The following is a 22332-nucleotide window of genomic DNA, read 5'->3' as shown; positions in this document are numbered from 1 at the left end:
ACGAAACGCGCAGCCTCAGATATGAACCAAACGGCATATACAAGGGACGCGCCGGCCGGGCAGGCCGACGCGTCCTTTGCCGAACTCACGGCGAGGCGCAAAGGGCGGCTTCGCCGATACCTGCAGGGGCGCCCGCTGGTCATGGATTCAGTTGTGGCTGCCAGCTACAGCCTGCTGGTGGCACCCACCGCGGTGGATGCCGCCTCCTCGGGCAACTGGCCCGCAGCCGGCCTGTTGGTCCTGGTGGCCGGATCGCTGTTCCTGCGCCGGTTCTACCCCGTAGGACTGGTGGCCTTCGTCGCGGTGGCGGAAGTGGCAGTCACCCTGCTGCACCCCTGGGGCTCCAACGTGTCCGCGGGGCTGTGGTTCTCGCTGTATGCCGTGGCCGTGGCGCACACCCGCCGCTTCGCCCTCATCACCATGGCCGCCGGCACCGCTCCGCTGGCGTTGCTCTACCTCCTGGCAGCCGTGGGACCCATGGAAAACTCCTTCGTCCACGATCCCGGAGTCAACCCGGGCGACTTCCACCTCCTGACCAGCATCGCCACCGGCGCCACGATAACCCTGTCCAACATCGTGGCCACGGGCATTGGAATCGGCGTCCGTCAACGCCGTGAGCATGAGCAGGAAGTCGCCGCCTGGGCCGCCCGGGCCGCAAGTCTCGCCTCCGTCAACGAGCGGAACCGGATCGCGCGCGAAATGCACGACGTCGTGGCCCACTCGCTGACGGTAATGATCAGCCTGTCCGACGGTGCCGCCGTCGTGGTCCGGAAAAGCCCGGAGCGCGCCGGCGAGGTACTCGGCGAATTGTCCAGGACGGGACGGACCGCCCTCGCTGACATGCGCCGGGTCCTCGGCGTGCTCCGCGATGACACCGGAACAGCCGCCCCCAGGCTGCCCCTTACGGCGGGGGACAGCCTGGCCAGCCTGCTGGAAGGCTTCCGCATAGCGGGCCTGCCGCTGCACTACTCCCACACCGGGCCGGCCTTGCCCGATGATGCGGCGTTCCAGCTCACGGTGTACCGGATCGTGCAGGAATCGCTCACCAACGTGCTCCGCTACGGCCGCGCCCTCACCCGGGTGGACGTCACCGTTGTCCGCTCCGGCTCCACCGTCACCATCGACGTGCTCGACGACGGTGCCGGGGTGGCCGGACATCCCGCCACGGAGGGGGCTGCTTCTCCGCCCGGCGCTGGCGGTTCCCATGGGTCCGGCCAGGGGCTCGCGGGGATGGCCGAGCGGTCCAGGATCTACTCCGGCTCGGTGGAAGCTGGGCCCAGCGGCCGGGGCTGGCGCGTGCACGCTGTACTGTCCTGGCCCGGCGAGGAGTCCGCTGGATCGATCCGCCCCTACGAACTGCAAGGCAACCCATGACCGGCAACGCACCCATCAACGTCCTGCTGGCCGATGACCAGCCGCTGCTGCGGATGGGATTCCGCCTGATCCTGGAGGGCGAAGAGGACCTGAGGATTGTTGGCGAAGCCTCGGACGGAGCCGACGCCGTGCGCCAGGTCCGGGAGCTCAACCCGGACGTGGTGCTGATGGACGTCCGCATGCCCGTGCTGGACGGCATCGAGGCCACCCGGGCCATCACCGCGGCCGGTTCCTGTGCCCGGATCATCATCCTGACCACCTTCGACGTGGACGAGTATGCCTTTGCCGGCCTCCAGGCAGGGGCCTCGGCCTTCCTCCTAAAGGACGTGGCGCCGTCGGAACTGGTCAGCGCCGTCCGGGTGGTGGCCAGCGGCGACGCCGTGGTGGCGCCGCGCGTAACGCAGCGCCTGCTGGAAACGTATGTCCGCGGTGCCGCCCGGCCGGCCCCGGCCGTTCCCGCGCCGGACCCCCTGCTGGCTGACCTGACCCCGCGGGAAACGGAGATGCTGGAGGCGATGGCCGAAGGGCTGTCCAATGCCGAAATCGCCCACCGGTACTACCTCTCGGAAGCGACCGTGAAGACCCACGTGCGCCGCATCCTCACCAAGCTCCACCTCCGGGACCGGGTCCAGGCCGTTGTCTACGCCTACGAAACCGGCCTGGTGGTGCCGAGCAACCCGGACTACTGAGCCCGCGGCCCAACGCCGTCTAGACTCGAGACCATGCCTTCCCTTGCCTCCGCCGCAGACCACATCCAGGACCTTGGCGCCTACGTCAGCGCCTCGCCGTCGAGCTTCCACGCCGTGCACGAAGCAGCGCGGCGGCTGGAAGACGCGGGCTTTGTGCGCCTGGACGAACTGCAGCCCTGGGAAGGCGGGCCGGGCCGGTCCTTCATCATCCGGGACGGGGCGCTGATCGCGTGGGTCGTTCCCGAAGGGGCGGGGCCGGCCACGGGCTTCAACATCCTGGGCGCGCACACCGATTCGCCCACCTTCAAGCTCAAGCCCAAGCCCACCACGGGTGCCCACGGCTGGCTCCAGGCCGGTGTGGAGGTGTACGGCGGGCCGCTGCTGAACTCGTGGCTTGACCGGGAACTGCAGCTGGCCGGCCGCCTGGTCATGCTGGACGGCACCGAGCACCTGACCGCCACCGGGCCAATGCTCCGTTTCCCGCAGCTTGCCATCCACCTGGACCGCGCTGTCAACGACGGCCTGGCCCTGGACAAGCAGCGCCACATGAATCCGGTGTGGGGGCTCGGCAATCCTGCCGATGCCGACCTGCTGGCCGTGCTGGCCTCCCACGTTTCCGGGGCTTCCGTGGACCCTGCCAAAATTGGCGGGTACGACGTCGTCCTTGCGGACACGCAGGCACCTTCGGTTTTTGGGGGCAACAGCGAATTCTTTGCCTCCGGACGGCTGGACAACCTGTCCTCGACCCATGCGGGGCTGGCGGCCCTGATCGCGCACGCCTCCGGTGCTGTGTCCGGTGCTGTTTCCGGTACCGGCAGCCCGATCGCCGTCCTGGCGGCGTTCGACCATGAGGAGATCGGCTCCAACTCCCGTTCGGGTGCCTGCGGACCCATCCTCGAGGATGTCCTGGTGCGGATCTCTGACGGCCTCGGCGCCACGGTCAGCCAGCGGCGCCAGGCGCTGGCGGCGTCGTTCTGTGTTTCTGCCGACGCAGGCCACGCAGTACACCCCAACTACGCGGAGCGGCACGACCCCGCCAACCATCCGGTGCTGAACGGCGGCCCGCTGTTGAAGATCAACGCAAACCAGCGCTACGCCACTGACGCCCCCGGCGCGGCACTGTGGGCCCGGCTGTGTGCCGATGCCGGCGTGCCGTACCAGGAGTTCGTGTCCAACAACGCGATTCCGTGTGGCTCCACCATCGGTCCGCTGACCGCCACCCGCCTGGGAATCCGGACGGTGGACGTGGGTGTTCCGCTGCTCTCCATGCATTCCGCGCGGGAGTTGTGCGGGGTGGAGGACCCCTGGCGGTTGGCCGCGGTGGCCGAGTTGTTCTTCCGCACTGCCGCCTAGCGGGACGGTTCCTTTCCGAAGGCGAACAGGTGCTGGTCGATTTCGTGGGCGGGGACTCCAACCCACGTTTCTCCGGCGGGCACGTTACTGAGGACGGCAGCACCCATGCCCACCGTGGCATAGTCACCCACCGACGTCCTGTCCCGGACACTCGAATTCATGCCGAGGTAGGCAGCCTTCCCTACCCGGACGCCGCCGCCCAACGACACGCCGGCGCCGAACGTCGCAAAGTCCGCCACGTCGTCGTCATGCGTGAAAGTCACCGAGGGCATCGCCACCACATGCGAGCCCAGCGTGACGGCGGCTGTCAGGGTGACATTGCGCAACAGGATGCTTCCCCGCCCGATCCGGCAGCCCTCGGGATACTGGACCGAGGGGTCCACTGCTGTTGCATACCGCGATTCATGGATGCCCAGCGAGGTGAGCCGGTCCACCACGGCCTCCCGTGCCTTCCCTGACCCCAGGCACACCAGCAAAAATGCGTGGGTGTAGTTGGCGGCATCATCGATGCTTCCCAGGACAGGCGCACCGTCAACGGTGACCCCCGCCATCTCCTTGTCGTCGTCCAGCAGGCCCACGACGTCGTACTGGCCACTGCTTCGCACCATCGCCAGGACTTCACGGGCAAGGCCGCTCACTGAAATAAGGATCAGTTCACTCACGTGCCCACCGGGTGCGCTGCGTTCCGGATCGCATTGATGACGCGGTTGATGCTGGACGAGTCGATCTCGTGGAAGACAGGGAGGACCAGGGTGCGGTCGCTCAGCCGCTCCGTGGATTGCAGCCTGGCGTTGCCGTTGTCGCGCCAGCGGTACGCCGGCTGGCGGTGCGCGGCATACGCCCCGCGCCGTGCGGTGATGCCGGCCTCGGCCAGCCTTTCCAGCAGCGCTTCGCGGGTCATGGGGAATCCCGGGAGGACTTCCATCCACAGGGATTGGTAGTTCGTGGTGCCATAGGGGGGATCGGACACGATCCTCAGCCCTTTGAGGCTTTTGAGGGCCTCCACGTACAGGCCCGCGATGTTCCGCCGCCGTTCCACCATCTGCGGCAGCCGCCGCAGCTGGATGATTCCGACGGCGGCCTGCAGGTCGGTCATGCGGTAGTCGAAGCCAACTTCAAGGCAGACCTCGCGGGGGGACAGGAACAGTTCTTCCCGGTTGAGGGCTGCCAGGCTGCTTGAATGTTCCCGCAGGGCCCGGGCGCGGGCCGCCCAGTCCGCCCGACGGGTTGTGAGCATGCCCCCTTCGCCGGTGGTGAGGATGTGGTTGGGATGAAAGGACCACACGCTGATGTGGGCGCCGGCGCCCACCGGCTTGCCCTTGTACTGCGAGCCCACTGCACAGGCTGCGTCTTCGATGACCGTGAGTTCGTGGCGGTCGCAAAGATCGCGGATGGGGTCCAGGTCCACGGGCACCCCGCCCTGGTCCACCACTATCACCGCCCGGGTGTCCAAGGTCAGGGCGGCGTGGATCGTCTCTGCGGTGACGTTGCCGGTGGCAGGATCCACATCGCAGAAGACGGGGCGCGCTCCGACGTACGTCACGGCGTTGGCCGTGGCGATATAGGACAGGGAAGGCACAACAACGTCGTCGCCGGGACCGATTCCCGCCACCACGAGGGCCAGATGCAGCGCGGTGGTGCCGCTCGACGTCGCCACGGCGAACCGGGCCCCCTGTGCGGCTGCGAAGTCGGCCTCGAATTCCTTGACTTTCGGACCCTGGGTAACGCATCCGGAGAAGACCACCTCGGCCAGCGCGTGGGCTTCCTCCTGCCCCAGCCAGGGCTTCATTACTTCGATGCGTGCAACAGCTGATTCGGTGGCCACGAGGCACCATCTTTCCTAGGAGGAACGGAACGAAGACGGGCGGCTTGTCTCACCTGGACCACAGGACGCTTTCAAGCCACGATCCTGCGGCATACTGCTGGTAATCCTCGGGCCCTGGTACCTGGATGCTTGACGCCTGGCCTTCAAGGCCCCTGCTGCGGGTGACGGCCTCCAGCATGCCGAGTACCCGCAGGCCGGATGTGTTGGTGGACGGTGCCCTCTGCTGGCCGCGCGCCCGGCGCGCAAACTCGGCAGCCGCGCGATTCCGCGCCTCCTGGCCGAAGGCGGTCACCGGTCCATCTTCGGCCGGCACCTGAAGTGCGCCGGGCTCCGCCCAGTATGGGGACCGCCGCCGCTGCTGGGTGGATGAATCAGAGTCGAAGATGCCCAGTTGCTCCTCTTGCAGCATGGCATCCCACACCAGGACGAGCTGTGAACCTGCGATGACCAGCTGGTTGCTCTTCACGCGGCTCAGGTTGTTGACATGCAGGTGCACCGTAGCGTCGTTGGGAAGTCTGAAGTTCACGTGGCCAACACAGTCGCGGCCGGTACCCAGCGGGTCCCCGCCGAGGGCCGAAACACCCTGGGGGTTGAGGCGCCCGGCAAAAACAAAGTCAAGGAGGGCGAGGCTGTCCGGGGCAAGGTCCCAGAAAACGTCCCGGTCAGTCCGGGACAGGTTGCTTTCGGTGCGCACGGCTTCGACGAAGAGGATATCGCCCAGGGACCCGCTGGCCACCAGCTTCCGCATCTTTTGCACAGCAGGCTCAAAACACTGCGCCTTGTTTGCCATCAGGACAACGTCCCTGGCGTCCGCCTCCGCCGCCATCTCCTGCCCGAGTTCCAGGCTGTCCGCCAGCGGCTGTTCCACCAGAACGTGCTTGCCCGCCCGCAGCGCAGTCATTCCTGTTCCGAACAGGGCCCGGAGGGGGGTGGCGATTGCCACCGCATCCACCTCCACACTGTCCAGCAATTCGTCGATGGCCTCAAACCAGGGCGTACCGCCAAGTTTTTCCGAGACCTTGGCGGCCCGGCGGGAGTCCACGTCGCAAATGGCCGCCAGGTCCCAGTCCGGGCTGTCCTGGAGGGTTTCGGCCATGCCCGCTCCCCGGGAACCTGCGCCAACCACAGCGATACGCAACCTGTCCGCGTTCACGCCGTCCCTGCCGTGGCCGGAGTCCTTAGCGAAAGCTTCCATTCTCATCCTCTTTGTCAGTAGGCACTGTCAGTAGGCGCTGTCAGTAGGGGCTGTCAGTAGGCGCCGGAAGGCTGGATAACGGCACGGAAAGTCCGCCACAAGATCAGCAGGTCACCTGGGATGGACCAGTTTTCGACGTAGTAGAGGTCCAGGCGCACGGCCTCGTCCCAGGACAGGTCCGAGCGCCCGTTGATCTGCCACAGGCCAGTGAGGCCCGGCTTGATGAGGAGGCGCCGGTGGGTATGCCGTTCGTATCCGCTGACCTCGCGGGCAAGCGGAGGGCGTGGCCCCACCATGCTCATATCGCCAAGCACCACATTCCAGAGCTGCGGGAGTTCGTCCAGCGAGTACTTCCGCATCCACCGCCCGCAGCGGGTGACCCTGGGATCATTGCGCATCTTGAACAGGACACCGGCGCCTTCATTGGTATCGTGCAGCACGGCCTGGCGCTCCTCCGCATCGACCACCATGGAGCGGAACTTGTACATGCCGAACGTCTGGCCACCCTTGCCGATGCGGTCCTGGCGGAACAGGATGGGCCCCGGGCTGTCCATCCGGACGATGACGGCGAGGAGCAGCAGCAGGGGTGAAAGCACCGTCAGCGCGGCACCCGCAAGCGTCACATCCATGACCCGCTTGAGGATGTGCTTGCCGCCGGAGTACTGGGGAATGTCCACGTGCATCAGCGGAAGCCCTTCCACCGGACGCCAGTGAATCCGGGGTCCCGCGACGTTCGTGAGGGTGGCTGCCAGCACCATTTCGGCAGAGCACTCCTCCAGTCTCCACCCCAGTTCACGGATGAACTTGTTGCCGCCCGGGAGGGGTCCGGCAATGATCACGGAATCTGCCTGGGAGAGGCGTGCCGTCCGGGCAATGTCATCCGTGGAAGAAAGCACGGGCACCAGCTGCTCGCCCACGCGGAGCCTGGCCCCGCGGCGGGAACCGGGGAGGCATACGCCGAGGATCTTGTAGACGGGGCCGGACTTTTTTTCGATCTGCTGGACGACGTAGCGGACATCCTCGGGCTCACCGACGACGATGGCCCGTGACAGGTGCCGCCCCTTGGCCTTTTCCGTCGCCAGCCGGCGGCGGAAAAGCCAGCGGTTCGCGGTCAGTGAGAGGATGCCCACCGGCAATGAAACGGCAAACATGGTGGCGCCGCTCTCGATGGAGAACACGACCGACGCAATTGCAATGAATCCGAAGAGACGGAAGGTGGCCGATATGACCCGCTTGTATTCGTCAGCGCCGACCCCAAGGACTTTCGGATCGCGTGTCTTGTAGATTTCCAGTGCAGCGATCCAGATCAGTGCCAGCGCAACGCTGGCCGCGATGCCCGCGGCCGTTGATGTCCTGTCCAGAAGTCCTGGACTCGAGCGGTGGTAGCCAAGAGCTACTGCCCCGGCGATCAGCAGCGAGTCGGTGACACGCAACAGGTTGATGTGGACTGAAATCCAGTCGGCGGAGGACGCCTTGCGTCCCAGCGCTGAAGGAACCAGGCTGACGGCCGGCCGGTAGCCGGGAGCTGCCGCCGGGACGGGACCGTCGCCCGCCAGGGCAGGACGCTCACCTGCCAGGCCGCCGGTGAGCGCTGAGCGTTTGGTCCCGTAAAGCATGGGACGCCGCTGTCCGGTGACGGGTGCTTCTGCCATGGTGACCCCTTCCGGTATGTCCGCTTGTGCTCTGGCCGTGAAGCAAAACTAGTCACGGAAAGCCCGCTGCGGAGGATTTGCGCGGGCCCTTTGTGGGTCCCGCGAAGGAACTTTGTGGATAATGCGGGTAGCTGCAGCAGCAGCGGTTGGCGCTAAAGGACCGGCAGGATGTACGGCTCCGGAGCTGCCTTTTCCTTGCTGGCCGCCAGGGCAGTCAGCTGGGCGCGTGACTCAACCCCGAGCTTGCGGTAGATGGCGGTCAGCCTCACTTCCACGGTCCTCACGGAGACGAAGAGTGTTGAAGCGATTTCCTTGTTGCGCATCCCCCGGGCAACCATCCTCGCCAGGACGCGTTCGTGGTCAGCAAGCAGCAGCATGGCCGGGTTTCCCTGCGGGCCTGGTGCTTCCACCCGTTCGTCCAGCAGGAGTGCGTCCACGTGCTGGATCCACGCGTTGGCGCCCACCTCGTCGAACATGACCTTGGCCCGCAGGAGACCGTCGCGGGCGTCCCGCAGCCGGCCAAGTGCCTTCAGCCTTTCTGCGTAGCACAGCATGGTCCTTGCCCGTTCGAGCAACGAATCCCGCGAGTTCCTGCTGTCCAAGGCCTGGCCGAACAACTGCAGCGACTGCTCGCCGTCGGCCAGGATGGCACGGCTGCGCGCAACCGCCATCATCAGCCACGGTGAGCGCAATCCCACCGACCGGCTCTCCAGGCTGAGGAGGGCCTGGGTGGCTTCCCGGTGGCGTCCCAGCCGGACCAGTACCTCCACGAGGTCCGCATCGCACCGCAGCAACGTGGGATTGGTGAAACCTGTGCCAATTTCAGCGGCACGCGAGAGCTGGGCCAGGGATTCTGCAAGGTCACCCCGAAGCAGTGCAAAATGGCCCTGCCATGCAGCAAGCTGCGCAGTGATGGCAGGGTGGCTTTCAGCGCCGGCAAACCGTTGTGCCTCGGCCGCGTAGCTGTGGGCGAGGGCTTCATCCCCCAGGGCATGGGCGCGCCAGACCCTGAAAACGTGGCGGAGGCCGCGGTGGTACTTGAACTCGGGTTCAAAAAGCTCAAGGTCGTCCATGAGCTTGCTCGCCGTCCGGACGTTTCCTGCCCTGATCTCGTTGTCCACGGCCAGGAACAGGGCCGTTTCCCGCCAGTTCACGTGGGCGTCCCGTGTGGAGGTCCGCACCATGGCAAAGAGCTCCTGCGCCTGGTCATAGCGCTCCGCGTAGCTGTAGGCGCGGCCCTGGATCAGGAGGCCGGCCACGGATCCGCCCTCAAGGCTGTACTTGCGTCCGGGCTGCACTCCGTCGCCACTGGTGGACTCCGTGAGCAGCCGGGCACGTTCCATGAGCTCAAGGCACTCGGCCGATGCCGATTCCTGGAACTTGCCGGCGTACTGGAGAAGCTCGCACGCATCCTGGAATTCCCAGCGTTCCGCGTAGTACACGGCGGCGACGGCAAGGAGGTTGGCGGCGAAGCCAGGATCATGCTGGCCAAATTCCTTGACCAGGCGCAGCACCATGCTGGAACGGACTGCTCCGCCCTGGATGAAGTCGATTTCGAAGGAGAGCCCTGTCAGCCGGAGGATCAAGGCAGGATTCCGGGTCACCCGCTGCGCCCACTCCAGGTAGCGCCTGGCGTAGACGAACTCACCCCGGTTGAACAGGAGTTCAGCGATTGCCGCCAGACGCGCCGCGGTTTCCGCTTCCCACGGGTTGATGGTCAGGGCGCGTTCGACGTACTCCACCGCGAAGGACAGCTCCCCGCCCCGGATTAGGTCGACTGCATGGCGGAGCAGGCCGAAGGGGGTCTGCCGTTCCAATGCAGTGAAGCTAAGGTGCCACCTGCGGGCGTAAGGGTCGGTGTCCTGGCACGCTTCCGCCAGCGCCCGGTGGTTGGCGGTGCGTACTGCAGGGGTCATGGCACCAAAAACGTAGCCGCGAAGCAGCTGGTCCCGGATTGCAAGATGCGGGCCTGTGCGGTGGACGATCCCGCTGGCCAGCAGCTCGTCCACGCCGGTCCATACGTCCTTGCTGATCTTTTCCAGCGTGGTGATGTCGCTTCGGCACGAGAGGGACAGCAGATCCAGGACATTCCGTGCGGGCACCGTCAGGCCGCCCACCACCAAGGCGAATTCCGCCTCGAAGCTGCCGTTGCCGGGAAGGGGAACCGGGAGGGCGAACTTTCCCTCCGCCTGCCGTTCCAGCAGCCGGCCGTAGAGTTCGACGGCGGCAAGCGGGTTTCCACGGGTAGCTGCGGCAACTGCGTGGGCAGCCGCCGTCGTGGTTTGCCTTGCGGGGATCGCCTCAAGCATCCGCACCGTGTCGCTGTAGCTCAGCGTTTGCAGGTGCAGCACGGCCAGGCCGCTGAACGGGCTCTCAGGCATCTCATCACGGAGGCAGACGAACATGGCAATGTCGGTCCCGGACAGGCGGCGGGCCAGGAAGCCAATAACGGCCTGGCTGCTCGGGTCCAGCTGGTCTGCGTCGTCAATGACGATGACCGTCCGGGAGGATGCGCGCTGGTGAAGGCCGTTGAGGAGCATTGAGGAGATGGCCGGCACGTCCAGGGCCCCGGCAGTATCGCGCAGGAGCTCGTCAGCGATCCTGTTGAGGACGGGATCATCCATGGCGTTGAGGAGGGCCGTGACGCCGGACAACGGCCAGTCCGATTCGAACGCGCTTGCTCCGAGGAAGACGGTCTTGTAGTCGGAAAGTGTGGGGATCTCTGAGAGCAAGGCCGACTTTCCAACCCCGTGGCCGCCGATCACCGCCAGGGCCGTGTCCTTGGGACCGCGGATCACAGAAAGAAGCCTGTCCAGCTCCTTGTTTCGCCCTAACAATGACATGGGTCCCCAATCCTCGAAGAAGGAGACCACATTCTTTCGTTAGTAGTTGTTCCAATAATTGCGCGCCGCCATCAGGTTACGGATAACCATTAGGTCGGCAGGCTGTCGGTTTGCACCTCCAGCACGGTTCCCAGCCGTTAAGCGAATATAGCCCTGAATTTATGCAAAGCGCCATATATAGTTCACTTAGTATTGGCTCAAGATCACCCCTGCTTTTCCTCAAGGAGGCAGCGGAAGCCCTACCTACCTAATCGCCCGCAGTCCACCTCCTCCCCTACCTAATGACCGCAGGGGCCAGTCGGCTACCTATGCCCGGCGGAGGCAGCAGCAGGATGCCCTTTACCTACGTACTACAGGGAGCCAGGGCGGAAAAATGTGAGTACCCACTACTCGTGCCACCCCATTAGGTAGGGGGTAGGCTCTCGGGACTGCCATCGGATCAGCGGTGCCTGCCGGCGTGCGGCGGGCAGGCGCGGCTGAAATTCCAACCTATCAAGAAGTGGTGAGCGAATTGCCGAATTCCCCCCAACTTCCGGTTTCCTATTCCGGGCCGGAATTTGCCAGAGAATATGCAAGCGGCAAAAACGCGGGTGCAATTCCAGAGGTTAATTCGGTGCTGATTACCGTGTTCCGGGAGCTCGACAAGTCCGGGGTGCCGTGGGTTCTGTTGAGGGGTGAGGATGACCTGGTCCGCCCGGCGGGGGATGTTGACCTGCTCGTTTCCGCTGAACTGGTCCCGGAACTGGACCGCCTTGTTGCCGGCGTGGGATTCCGGCGCGTCATAGCCCTGGGTCACGGGAGCCACCGCTTCTACTTCCGCTACCTCTCCGACGAGGATCTGTGGATGAAACTGGACGTGGTTTCGGACATCAGTTTTGGGCAGTTCCAGGAGCTTGGGACTGCCCTCGCAGCCGATTGCCTGCGGCGGCGCGTGGCTGTGGGGCCCTTGTGGCTGCCGGAAGCCCAGGACCAGGCCTGGCTGCACATCCTGCACCTGGTGCTGGACAAGGGTGAGATTGCTCCAGCCAAGGTCCCGGCAGCCCGCTCCGCAGCTGCCGTGGCTACGGTGGAAAATCCCGTGGCACTGTTCCTGGACCGGAAGTTCGGGGCCGGAACAGCGGGGAAGCTCCTCGGCCTGCTGCAGTCCGGAAATTTCGAAGACATCCCTGCCGCCGCGGCTGGCCTGAAAAGCCGTTGGACGGGCACCCTGGTTCCGCCCCGGTTCATCAGCTCGGCCAACAGGGTGCTGAGGCGGGTGGGTCCAAAGCTAAAGGGCCGGGGGCCGGTGGCCGGAGTGCTGGCCCCGGACGGCGCAGGCAAGACCACCCTGCTGCACGGCCTCCGCTCTACCTGTCCCCTGCCTTCTGCCTACGTCTACATGGGCCTGTGGTCCGCCGGCCCCATGGACCGGTGGCTTCGGAAGATCCGGGGCGGATTCCTGGCCGGGAAGGTCTTCAGGATATTCCGGGCCGGACTTGCCGCCAGGTACTACTCCCTCCGCGGCCGGGTGGTGCTGATGGACCGCCTCGCCTTCGACGTCCTCCTCCCCGGCCCGCGGACGGAAAGCCGTTTGGCTGCGTTGACGGATGCGCTGGCCCTGCGGTTCCAGCCGCGCCCTGACCTCGTCCTGGTGCTTGATGTCCCCGGCGAGGTCATGTTTGCCAGGAAGGGCGAACACACTCCCCAAAAGCTTGAGGAATGGCGCAAAGCGTATCTGGAGCTTGCCGAGGAGATTCCCTCGGCCCACGTCCTGGATGCCAGCCAAACAGAGTCCGAGGTCCGGGTGAAAGCTAGCAGGCTCCTGTGGAAGGTTACCGCACCCAAGGGGGTGGACGTGGATGGTGCAGCGGAACCGCTCCCCCTGCACCTGTGGATGCTGCTGGACTGGCGTTTCCTGCTTCCCGTAAGCCAGCCCGAACAACTTGGCTACGGCGGCCGGCTCAGCAGCGATGCGGTGGCGGCGATCAGCCTGCTGGACCCGTCCGCCCGCCGCATAGAGCCGTCTTCCCGAGCCGCCCCGGAACATGAATTCGACGTCGTCCTGCTCTCCGAACCGGACGAACCGCTGTTTACCAGCGCTGCAGCCTCCCTCCGTCTGGGCGGCTGGATGTGCCTGCAGGTACGGCGCACACTCGGTTCCCGTCCCGGCCCGCACACCCTCGCAGGGTGGAAGCGCACGCTGCAGCGGTCAGGCTTCGATGATGTGGCGGTCTATTGGCATGTGCCCTCACTTGAACGGCCGGCCCGTTTTGTACCCACGGCCTCGAGGACCGCAGTCCTCGATACCCTCTCCCATTATTCGGGCGTACGCTTTGGAAAAGCCAAGGCTGCAATCGGGAGGCTGGCATTGAACCTGGGCTTGTTCAATGTGGCCGCCGCAGAAGGCACCGTGGTTGGCCGGCGGTCACTGGAAGCCGGCCGGCAGGAGTCGTTGTGAAATATATCGACCAGATCCTCCGCGATAACTACCGGGCGCTCGAGCTCAGGAAGTACGGCCTCACCGGCCAGTGGGACACGCTTCTGCTGACGCCGCAGTTTGTCACCTCGCGCCATGTGGTTGCCCTCATTTTCTCCACGGACGCCCAAGTTCCCCGGCTTGTGGTGAAGATCCCCCGCCAGCCTGGAGACAACGACAGCGTGCGCAAGGAAGCCGATGTACTGCTGCAACTCAAGTCGCTCGGGGTGGGGTCCGAACAGGGTGCTCCTGAGGTTGTGGGAGTGCTGGACGTCGGGGGCCAGACAATACTGATTGAGACTGCCGTGGTGGGCAGCCTGCTGGAGCCCCACCTCGTGGTGCAGGACTTCCCCCGCGCCCTGGACGCCGGCCTGAACTTCGTCGCGGCGCTGCCCTGCACCAGGCCGGTGCCGGAAAATGCGGACTGGTACCAGCGGACCATCACCAGCCCTTTGGCCGAGCTGGCCTCGCTGTTGCCGGCTGACACGGAAGTGGCCCGGCTGATCGAGCGCACCCACAAGGTATTGGCGCCAATGAGCACCGAGCAGCTTCCGGCAGTGGTGGAACACGGAGACCTCAGCTACCAGAACCTCTTCCTCCAGCCAAACGGACGCCTCCAGGTGGTGGACTGGGAACGTTCGCGCATCGATGGCCTGCCTGCCCATGACCTCATCTTCTACCTGCAGTACATCGGCCAGTCCCAGGAGGATGCGTTGTCTTCCCGCCGGCTGCAGCTTCGCGCCTTCGAGAACGCCTTCAGTCCCGGGGGATGGGCCCTGGCGCCCCTGGCACAACACCTGCGGCTGCGCAACGTGGAGCCGGAACTGCTTCCCTACCTGGTGATCGCAACCTGGGCGCGGTCTGCGGCAACAATGGCCTACCGGCTGGCCGGCCAGTCCGTGCATGACGGGGACACCGGCCACGTCCAGGCCGCCGTAACGGCGGACCGCGACTTCTGGCTCTGGCGCCATGCGGTCACCACCTGGGCAGCGGTTCCTGCCTAGGGCTGTGACAGCCGCCTAATTGCCTGCAAGTTCGACAGTCTGGGGAGAAGATGTACACCAAGGAAACGGCCTCCGGGTTCTCGCCCAGGCTGGACATCGTCCCTTTTCTGCTGTTCGGCGGCGGGCTGGTGCTCATCACCATCGCCGCCGGCCTCGGTTCGATGGCGATCCTTGCGGCAGTGGCGGCAGTCGTCTTCTTCTCCGTCATAGCGCAATTGATTCACCGCCTGGCTGAGCGCAAGGCCGAGATTTCGTTTTTCCTCATCATTCCCACAATCATGTCAGCGACGCAGAACGTCTATCTGACGACCGTTGCGGGTGCCCTGGACAGCGGACGGCTTCAATTTGCCATCATCCTGAACTTCCTTTTCTCGGTTGCGCTGTATGTGGTCCTGATCGCGACCAGGAAGCCAACTTCCGGGCCTGCCCTTCGGAAGCTGATCAAAGCCGTGACAACCTGCCTGGCCATCCTTGTTGTCTACGGGGCTGCGACCGTTGTCTTGTTCCAGCATGACCTGGTGGCGGCAGCGGCCTCCTCCAGGAACATCGTGGCTCCCTTCCTGTTCCTCCTCATCGGGCTGCATGCCAGCGTTTGGGCCAGGCATGCCGTCTACCTCCGCTACCTGGTAATGCTGGGTTTCGTGGCGGTTGTCTTCGGCTTCATTGAAGCGAATACGCCTGATTTCTGGCAGTCCCTCGACCTCCGGACCCTGTGGGAGAAAAAGGGAATCTCTGTCCAGCAAGACTCCGGCCTGCCTAAAAACTTCTTTGCTTCAGAGCAGGTGGTTCCCGGAGAGTTCCTGCGGCGCATGGCAGGCCCCTTCGCGGACCCGGTAAATTTTGGCACCTTCCTCTTCGCCGTGTTCATGGCGGCGTGGTATCTCCGCGGGCTGTTATGCCAGATCGCAACCGTGGCAGCGATGGTCCTGGCCGTCAGCAAGGGTGCACTTCTTGGCCTGATCGTTTTTTTCGCCTTCTGGACCCGCTACTATGCATCGAGAACCAGCCACCTTATTGCCCTGGTGCTGCTGGCTGCCGGTGCATATAACTTCTATTTGTTTACCGTTTCCAGTTCAACAGGCAGTACTGCGGCACACATCGGCGGGTTCACCGCGGCCTTTGTTGAGTTCCCGCAGCATCCCCTCGGGCGCGGACTGGGCAGCTCCGGAGTCCTTGCCGGCCTGTTTTCGGAAGGGTCCGAGTCCACGTCGGCCGTGACAGAGAGCGGACTGGGCATGGTGATCGGCCAACTCGGAATAGTGGGCCTGGCCGTGTACCTGGTGTTCTTTTTCCAGTTGTCGAAATACGTCCTGCAGATCAAAAACCTGCGCGACAAGACTTTGGCGGCAGGCCTCCTGGGCGGTTTCCTCCTGAATGCCGCCTTCAATGAGGTAGCGCTCAGTCCCAACTCGGCAGCGCCGTATTTCATCATCCTGGGCCTGGTCATCGGCTCAGACCTGGCGGCGAAAGAGGAACTGGACGCCATACCTTCCCTCCAGTTCGAGGAGGACGCCCCCTCTCTACGGGACCTGGGCCGGGAAGGGCCCCTCCGGACCAAGCAGGCTTAGGCGGGCAGGTGCAGGCCGGCGGGCCTGCGCCCTTCCTGGGGGGACCGCCGTCGTGCTCTGCGCTCCTGTATCAGCGCCGGCGATGAGGTAGGTGACCGGGCCTGGCCGGCGTTTCAGCTGAACCAGCGGCTCTTCGCGGATCCCCTGTCCCGCGAACCTTCATCCAGCTGCCGACAGGGCTGCCAGTGGGCAATGCCGGCAAGCCATATCCCGCCAGCAATGGACCCGACCGCCTGTCCCCCTGGTGGTGGTGGCGTGTCGCAGCACTTCTATTCGGCGGTGGCATCCTGCCGTCGGCGGACGAGGTGTAGCAGCTCATTGTGCAGCGTTGGGAATCCAAACCGGAGGACGCCGTACACGGCCGCTATGGCGGTCACAAAGACCAGCGCCGCTGTGAGGGGAGCCCCCAAATAGAGTTGCAGGAAGATGATGGATCCGGCCCCGGCCACGGCGAGACTGCAGGCAAAGGCCGGCAGAACAGCACGCAGCATTGCCTTTGGTCCGATGTGGAGCACCCTGGCAGCTACCGTTTGCATCCCGACGGCGAAGAGCAGCGCTGTTGCCATCTGGGCGCACGCGACGGCAATGATCCCCCACTGGGCCGCCACCAGCAGGACGGGCACCAGCACGGCCAGCCGAATGAGCGAGAACGTGATGGAGATGCCGGGGCGGCCTATCGCCTTGTAGACGTCGTTTGCGCCTGCGCCAAGGGACCGTGCTGCCGCATACAGGGCCAGGAACACGAGCGGAATGACAGACTCGGACCATTGGCCGCCAAAGACCAGCGGGACGAGGATCGGTGCCAGCACTGCCAGCCCAACGCCGGCCGTCATGCCGTAAAGGGACTGCACGCGGACACCCTTCAGGTAGCCGTCGCGCAACCGTTCGGGCTGATGCTGCACCTGGGTGTACAGCGGGAACAGGACCGTGGAGAGCACAAAAAAGACGTTGATGATCAGGGCTTCGGGAAGCCTGAAGGCCAGCGTGTAATAGCCCAGGGCCTGGGCCCCAAGGATTACGCCGATGATCACATAGTCGATGTCGAAGATGAGCCGCGCAAGGAGGTTGCTGCCTGCCACCGGAACGCCGAACTTGAGGTTTGCCCGGAGGGCGTCCTTGGCCACGCGCCAGATCTGCCAGGGAGCGCCCTTGCGGACAAGCCACCAGCACGTCGCTGCGTACGCAACCGCCCCTGCCGCGGTACCCGCCGCGAGCGAGAAAGCACCATACCCAGCGAAGGCGAGGACCAGGCTGAGTACTCCTGTGACGAGCGCCCGGATAATCGGGGCCACAGCCAGTCTCCTGAACAGCAGGTCCCGCCGCAGCAGGGCTTCCGGAACCGCGCCCAGTGACGTTGCCAGTACGGCAATGGACAGCACCTGCACCAGGGGGCCCACGTCCGGCAGCTGGAAAAGCCCGGCGATCCATGGCGCCGAAAAGAACGTCAAGAGTGAAAGGGATGTGCCAAGGAGCACGGAAACCAGCAGCGCCGAGCGGGCCGCGACGCCGGAGGCAGGCAGATAGACCAGCGCCTGCGCGACGCCGGCATCGGCCACGGTTTCAACGTAGGCCATGAGGACCAGCGCCGCGGCCACAAGGCCGTACTGTTCAGGCGACAGGAGGCGTGCGAGCACGATGGTGGTGATGAGGACGATCGCCTTCCCGCCCACCAGGGCAAGCCCCTGCCACACCGCGCCCCGGAAGCCGACACGGGCAAGTCCACCAGCAACGTTTGTCATGGGTTGGAGCCTTCCTGTGGCCTCATTAAAAAAGTTTACTGTCTGGGTGTGGCCCATTGGGAGGAAATAACAGTAATTGAGCAGTTATTGAGCTAAATGCTGTTCCGCGGCGTCGGAAGCCTCAAGCTTTGCGTCATTCCGGCTGCCCGTGGCTGGAAAACGAATTGTTTGCTCAATTTCCAGGTTCTTATCACGGCTGCTGGTGCATACTGTTGTCAAGGCCGGACGAATCCATTATGTGGGGATGTACGGCCCGATTTTTCGTCCCTCTGGTGCAAAAGCGGAGTAACGTGGCAAATTCAGACGCAGTTCCTGTTCCTAATACTTCTCCGATTCCCGCAACGCTGATTCTGGTGGCACCCCGTGTGGGTTCCGGGGGAGTCGGCGACTATGCGGAAGAGTTCATCGCCGCGGCCGTGCCCAGCTTCGCCGGCTTCCGGGAAATCAGGACAGCGGGACCGGGCAACGTGGGGCTCCTTGATGTGTTACGTGACCGGCGAAGGCTCTCCAGGGCAGTAAAGGAAGCCCTCGCTGAGGGCCAGGTGGTTGTTCACTTTGAGTTGTCAGCGGCGTCACTGGGACCATTTTGGCTGCTTGCCGGCCGACCCCGGGAGATAGCCACAACGGCTACCGTGCATGACCCGCCGCTGGCCGCGTGGTGGCCTTTCCGCTTCAAATGGGTGGCCAGGAGCAAGCTGTTCCACCACGGCATCCATCTTCCGCTGCGGCCGTTCAGCGCCTGGCTGGAACGGCGGCTGTTGCGGGACACCACCTTGTTTGCACTCAGTGAAGTCGGCGCGGCAGCGCTTCGGGAGAGCTTTCCCGCCTGCAAGGTGCTGAGCACCTGGCACTTTGTGCCGCCCAGGCCTGCCCTGAAGCCTGCCTCCCAGCGCCCGGTGGCAGTAGGACTTTACGGTCACGCATCCAAAGGCAAAGGATTCGACAGGCTCGTCGAGCTCCGCCGCGAACTCCCGCCGGAGGTCGAAATCCGGGTCGCGGGCAGGGGAACCGAACAGCTGCCGCCGATACCCGGAGTCACCATCCTGGGTGCAGTCGAAGGGCGGCAGGAGGATGAATTCTTTGAGTCGGTGAGGGCCATCCTCCTGCCCTACGACAAGACGAGCCGGTTCTACGGCAACATTTTGCCTGCCTCCGGGGTAGCCTCCCGGGCCTTCGCCTACCGTACGCCCGTGATCGGATTTGACTCCGGAACCTTGGGGGAAGCCTCCAGGGCCGGCGGGCTGATCGTAGTCCCCGCTTCCGTCCGCGAACTGGCAGGGGTTGCCCACAGGACAATCACCGCGACATCCGAGCTTGAGCACCTGGATAGTCAGATAACGGATCTGCAGAACGGGCGGACAGTCGCATTGGCCGCCGCGCCGTTCCTGGCTTACTGGAAGGACGCGGTCAGCAGGTTCGTGACGATCTGACGTCGTTCAGGGGGTTGCAGGCAGCTTTAGGCCCGCGGTTTGGTGTGGGTTCCCACAAACTCCGGACATTGCCCTTGTTGCGGGATGTTGGCCCGCCTAGCGTGGGGAGGGACGGATGCCGTCACGCCGTAGTGCATCGCATACTGCGGGTGTAGGCAGCCTGACCGGATGATTCCGGTGCTTGACCCGGCATTGCAGCGATTCTGGAGGCGTTGCAGCAATCTCGAGAGGGACGACCAACTCGTGCTACTGCCCTTCGTTGTTACCGCTTCCGCCGTCATCAGCCTGGTGCTGATCCTGGGGCGCTCCTACCACGTACTAATCCTGCTGGTCATTGCGGCCGGCTGGTCGCAGGCGCCGCTCATCACCCTCACCCGGTCTGATGCGTTCCAGTACCTGGATGACGTGCCTGCTGCGGTTCTTGTTGCAGCCGCCGTCATCAGGGCATTCAGCTCCCAGGACAAGCGCCTGCACAAGGCACTTGGGCTGATGGTGATCCTGGTGATCCTGGTGGGTATCGGCTTTATCCGCTCACCGGATATGGACATCGGCATTGCCCAGGCACGGCAGGTACTCATGCCGCTTGGCCTGGTGTTCGCCGGTTTCGTCTTCCGGGATGACATCAAATGGCGAAAGGTCAGCACCTACCTGCTTCTGCTGGCCGCGCTGACCGTGGCATGGGCCCTGGCCGAGGAAATCATGCAGGCGCCCCTCCTGGACCCGGCCTGGTACCACGTGAACGTTGTTGGCGGAAACCCGCGCAGCATGCGCATGGGACTGCCGCCCGCCTACTTCGCTGACGGGGTGTCCGACGGCGAACTCACCTTCCGTCCCGGCGGCCCCTTTATGAACCCCCCGGTCATGGGCTTCCTGTTGGGCCTCGGAGCCTTTGCTGCCGTTGCCAGGCTGCGGAGCTTCGCGCGGCTGGGGATGCTTGCCGCCATCGGCCTGACCCTCTACTTCGCCTACGCCCGGGCGGGCATCCTGCTCTTCCTGATGGTCACGGTGATCTATTTCATCTGGACCAAGGTGGGGAAGTATGCCGGCATACTTGTAGCCCTTGGCCTTGGCGGCTACCTGTTTACCACCTTCATTGAGCAGGGCAACACCGCCAGCCATTCGGATGGCCTTTTCTCCGGGTTCATGCTTGGCCTCCAGTCGCCCGCAGGCCTGGGCTTCGGCACAACCGGATATCAGGCGGCGCTTGAAGGAGCGTCCACCGGTGTGGGCAGCGAGAGCCTGCTGGGGCTGTATTTCGCGTGGATCGGCTGGCCCATGATTGCTGCCGCCCTTGTGCTCCTGGTGCACCTCGTAAAACTCCTGCGCCGTGTTCCGAGGTCCCGGAGCCTGCCCGTGTGGCTGGCCGTGGGCTTCGTGCTCACTGTCGCTTCATCAGAGTCCGCCTCCTCCATGGCATCCACCCCGGTCCTATGGTTGACGTTGGGGTCCGTAGTTGCCATGACGGTGCCCCTGAAGCTGCAGGCCGGGCCCGTGCCGGCGGCTACGGGCTTACACTTCCCGCAACGGCCGATGTTGCAGCGGTCCACCCCGCGCCGGTGAAGCCGGCGGGGCTGGGTCACGCCAGGCGGCACCTGGCCCTGGGGCCCGGCAGCGCAGGGGCGCGCGCGAGGAGAGTCCAACCCTCCGTTTGAAAGGCCGCCGCTGCACACCAGCAGGGCTGCTTCGCGCGCCTTGAGGCTTATTGCGCGTCTTCAGGATGGGTGCCCCTGCCCACGGTACTTGCCGGGTTAGGCCGGGGTCAGCTGTCCGGATCGTACTGGAACTGCCGGACCTCTTGCGGGCACCGGCAGGCGACGGCGATCTTGGCCGCCCACCCTAGTGCTGCTTCCCTGGAGGGCAGCTCCAGAACCGTATAGCCGCCGTCGGGCACTGTATGGCCTGGATAAGTCCCCTCGGTAACGGTGCCGTCAGCGGCCACAAGTACCGGGTCCACGTCCTCATCGATTCCGCCGCCGAACACATAAACGCCCGCTGCCTTGGCCTCAGCTATAACGGCGTGCGCGGCTTCGACCACCGCATCGAACTCCCCGGCGGGGACCACCATGGCGTCACTGGGGAACGAAATGAGGAACTTCGTCATGCGAGGGCTCTCCTGGGCTTGGACCTTTTGAGACCGGATCAGCCCTTGGGAAGACGGGCGGATCCCTGGGCCAGCATGCTGCGGCCGAACAGGCGCCAGCTCTCGGACGCCTCCTCATGGAAGAGTTTGGCAGCGAGGACTGTTTCGGTTCTTCCTTGGCCCATCGCATACTCGATGGCCGATACCCACGCCCCGACCTCCTGGCCGGGCAGTACGTGGTCAGCTGCGACCAAGAGCCGTGATTGCGGTCCGTACAGCTTCTCAAGGCTCGTCCCGGTGCGCCCGACGATCGGCACTCCATGCTCAAGCGCGCGCATGGCTATGCCGCTTTGGTAGAAGCGCTTATAGGGGATGACTATGGTGTCGCTGGAGACGATCAGCTCCTCCAGCTCCTCCTCCGGGACAAAGCGGGCATCCACATGCCACCCCTCGATGGACGGCCAGCCACGGCCCACGATATCGAGGTCGAACTTCGTGCCAAGCCTGTTGGCCAATGACTTCAAAAGGTCGAGATCCCTGTCGGCTTTGTACTGTCCCAGCACCCGAATCCGCGGCCTTTTACCGGATCGTCCGCTGAGATGGGGGTCCTTGGCGGCGCCGGCAGGGGGCATCATTGGATGCGGTACCTGCGCCAGGCCCGCCGCCAGCCCGACGGCGGCCATGGCTTGGGCAGCTTCGTCGCTGTGCACCAGGGTTCCGGGCCGCTTCTTCATGCGTCCGGCAAAGCGCGCCACCAGGGGGCTGCTGCCCACGGACCGGACGAGGGGTTGCGGATCGTGGTAGATAACGACTGCCGAATTTCCACAAAGGACTTTTACTATTAGAAGGTCCAGGAAACCCAATACCGGCCAGGTGAGGAGCACCCTTTCAAATGAATTCGGCTTTCGCGTCCGTTGTCCGACTGAATATAGCATTGCGGTATATTCGCCGAGCCATTTAAGGCGGCTTTTACCTGATTGCGAAGGTTCGGTGATGGAAAACAGTTCTGCTTCTATTCCCACATCCGAAAATTGATGCAGAAGCGCCCCGGTGTAATGGCGTAATGCCACGCCAAGGGGATTCACTACCAGTATTCGGGGGGTTCCGCCGCGATCCTGCGCTGCC

The 22332-nt window shown here is 64.6% G+C and carries 16 protein-coding genes; 8 read left to right on the top strand and 8 right to left on the bottom strand.

The features are described 5' to 3' along the window. Window positions 1-21 precede the first annotated feature (21 nt). Genes ABRP28_RS15270 through ABRP28_RS15260 form a run of 3 tightly spaced genes read left to right on the top strand, consistent with a single transcriptional unit; the run spans window position 22 to window position 3416 of the window. The gene (locus ABRP28_RS15270; protein ID WP_350003422.1) at window positions 22-1374 is read left to right on the top strand and encodes a histidine kinase; all 1353 of its coding nucleotides are present in this window, start codon (window positions 22-24) and stop codon (window positions 1372-1374) included. Then, complete coding sequence (locus tag ABRP28_RS15265; protein WP_350003424.1) at window positions 1371-2063, top strand: response regulator transcription factor; 693 nt, start codon at window positions 1371-1373, stop codon at window positions 2061-2063. The genes ABRP28_RS15270 and ABRP28_RS15265 overlap by 4 nt, the downstream gene beginning before the upstream one ends. 33 nt (window positions 2064-2096) lie before the next feature. Continuing rightward, window positions 2097-3416, top strand: a complete 1320-nt coding sequence (locus ABRP28_RS15260) for a M18 family aminopeptidase (protein WP_350003425.1) — start codon at window positions 2097-2099, stop codon at window positions 3414-3416. On the opposite strand, the gene ABRP28_RS15255 is transcribed toward ABRP28_RS15260, so the two are convergent. The 5 genes from ABRP28_RS15255 to ABRP28_RS15235 form a co-directional block, all read right to left on the bottom strand. After that, window positions 3413-4078, bottom strand: coding sequence for a NeuD/PglB/VioB family sugar acetyltransferase (locus ABRP28_RS15255; RefSeq protein ID WP_350003427.1), 666 nt, complete (start codon window positions 4076-4078; stop codon window positions 3413-3415). The two genes, ABRP28_RS15260 and ABRP28_RS15255, sit on opposite strands and share 4 nt — an antisense overlap. After that, window positions 4075-5205: a DegT/DnrJ/EryC1/StrS family aminotransferase gene (locus ABRP28_RS15250; RefSeq protein WP_350003668.1), complete on the bottom strand. Its 1131-nt coding sequence runs from the start codon at window positions 5203-5205 to the stop codon at window positions 4075-4077. The genes ABRP28_RS15255 and ABRP28_RS15250 overlap by 4 nt, the downstream gene beginning before the upstream one ends. Window positions 5206-5290: 85 nt before the next feature. Further along, a complete protein-coding gene (locus tag ABRP28_RS15245) occupies window positions 5291-6436 on the bottom strand; it encodes a Gfo/Idh/MocA family oxidoreductase (RefSeq protein WP_350003428.1) in 1146 nt (381 codons plus the stop codon). Window positions 6437-6489: 53 nt separating this feature from the next. Then, complete coding sequence (locus tag ABRP28_RS15240) at window positions 6490-8052, bottom strand: sugar transferase (RefSeq protein ID WP_374152981.1); 1563 nt, start codon at window positions 8050-8052, stop codon at window positions 6490-6492. Window positions 8053-8240: 188 nt separating this feature from the next. Beyond that, window positions 8241-10931, bottom strand: a complete 2691-nt coding sequence (locus ABRP28_RS15235; RefSeq protein WP_350003432.1) for an AAA family ATPase — start codon at window positions 10929-10931, stop codon at window positions 8241-8243. A gap of 613 nt (window positions 10932-11544) precedes the next feature. Here ABRP28_RS15235 and ABRP28_RS15230 point away from each other — a divergent pair. Genes ABRP28_RS15230 through ABRP28_RS15220 form a run of 3 tightly spaced genes read left to right on the top strand, consistent with a single transcriptional unit; the run spans window position 11545 to window position 15958 of the window. After that, window positions 11545-13368 carry a hypothetical protein gene (locus ABRP28_RS15230; RefSeq protein WP_350003434.1) on the top strand — a complete coding sequence of 608 codons (1824 nt, stop codon included), beginning with the start codon at window positions 11545-11547 and terminating at the stop codon, window positions 13366-13368. Next, a complete protein-coding gene (locus ABRP28_RS15225) occupies window positions 13365-14390 on the top strand; it encodes an aminoglycoside phosphotransferase family protein (protein ID WP_350003435.1) in 1026 nt (341 codons plus the stop codon). Before ABRP28_RS15230 ends, ABRP28_RS15225 begins: the two co-directional genes overlap by 4 nt. Window positions 14391-14440: 50 nt before the next feature. Next, a complete protein-coding gene (locus ABRP28_RS15220) occupies window positions 14441-15958 on the top strand; it encodes a hypothetical protein (RefSeq protein ID WP_350003436.1) in 1518 nt (505 codons plus the stop codon). Window positions 15959-16227: 269 nt separating this feature from the next. Here ABRP28_RS15220 and ABRP28_RS15215 read toward each other — a convergent pair whose 3' ends face one another. Beyond that, window positions 16228-17697 (bottom strand): oligosaccharide flippase family protein, encoded by a 1470-nt coding sequence (locus tag ABRP28_RS15215; protein ID WP_350003438.1) that lies wholly within the window; start codon window positions 17695-17697, stop codon window positions 16228-16230. A 353-nt stretch (window positions 17698-18050) separates the two neighbouring features. Between ABRP28_RS15215 and ABRP28_RS15210 the strand changes: the two genes are divergently transcribed. Together ABRP28_RS15210 and ABRP28_RS15205 are read left to right on the top strand one after the other, a co-directional pair. Continuing rightward, window positions 18051-19127, top strand: a complete 1077-nt coding sequence (locus tag ABRP28_RS15210) for a hypothetical protein (RefSeq protein WP_350003440.1) — start codon at window positions 18051-18053, stop codon at window positions 19125-19127. A gap of 243 nt (window positions 19128-19370) precedes the next feature. Then, window positions 19371-20687, top strand: a complete 1317-nt coding sequence (locus ABRP28_RS15205; protein WP_350003442.1) for a hypothetical protein — start codon at window positions 19371-19373, stop codon at window positions 20685-20687. Window positions 20688-20886: 199 nt separating this feature from the next. Here the strand turns inward: ABRP28_RS15205 and ABRP28_RS15200 are convergent, their stop codons facing one another. Continuing rightward, window positions 20887-21228, bottom strand: a complete 342-nt coding sequence (locus tag ABRP28_RS15200; protein ID WP_350003444.1) for a transcription initiation protein — start codon at window positions 21226-21228, stop codon at window positions 20887-20889. Window positions 21229-21266: 38 nt separating this feature from the next. Continuing rightward, complete coding sequence (locus tag ABRP28_RS15195; protein WP_350003446.1) at window positions 21267-22292, bottom strand: hypothetical protein; 1026 nt, start codon at window positions 22290-22292, stop codon at window positions 21267-21269. Window positions 22293-22332 lie beyond the last annotated feature (40 nt).

Origin of the sequence: Pseudarthrobacter sp. WHRI 8279, assembly GCF_040224115.2 — a bacterium.
Lineage (GTDB): Bacteria > Actinomycetota > Actinomycetes > Actinomycetales > Micrococcaceae > Arthrobacter.
Note: the sequence above shows the minus strand (reverse complement) of the source record. Positions and strands in the feature narration are given on the sequence as shown.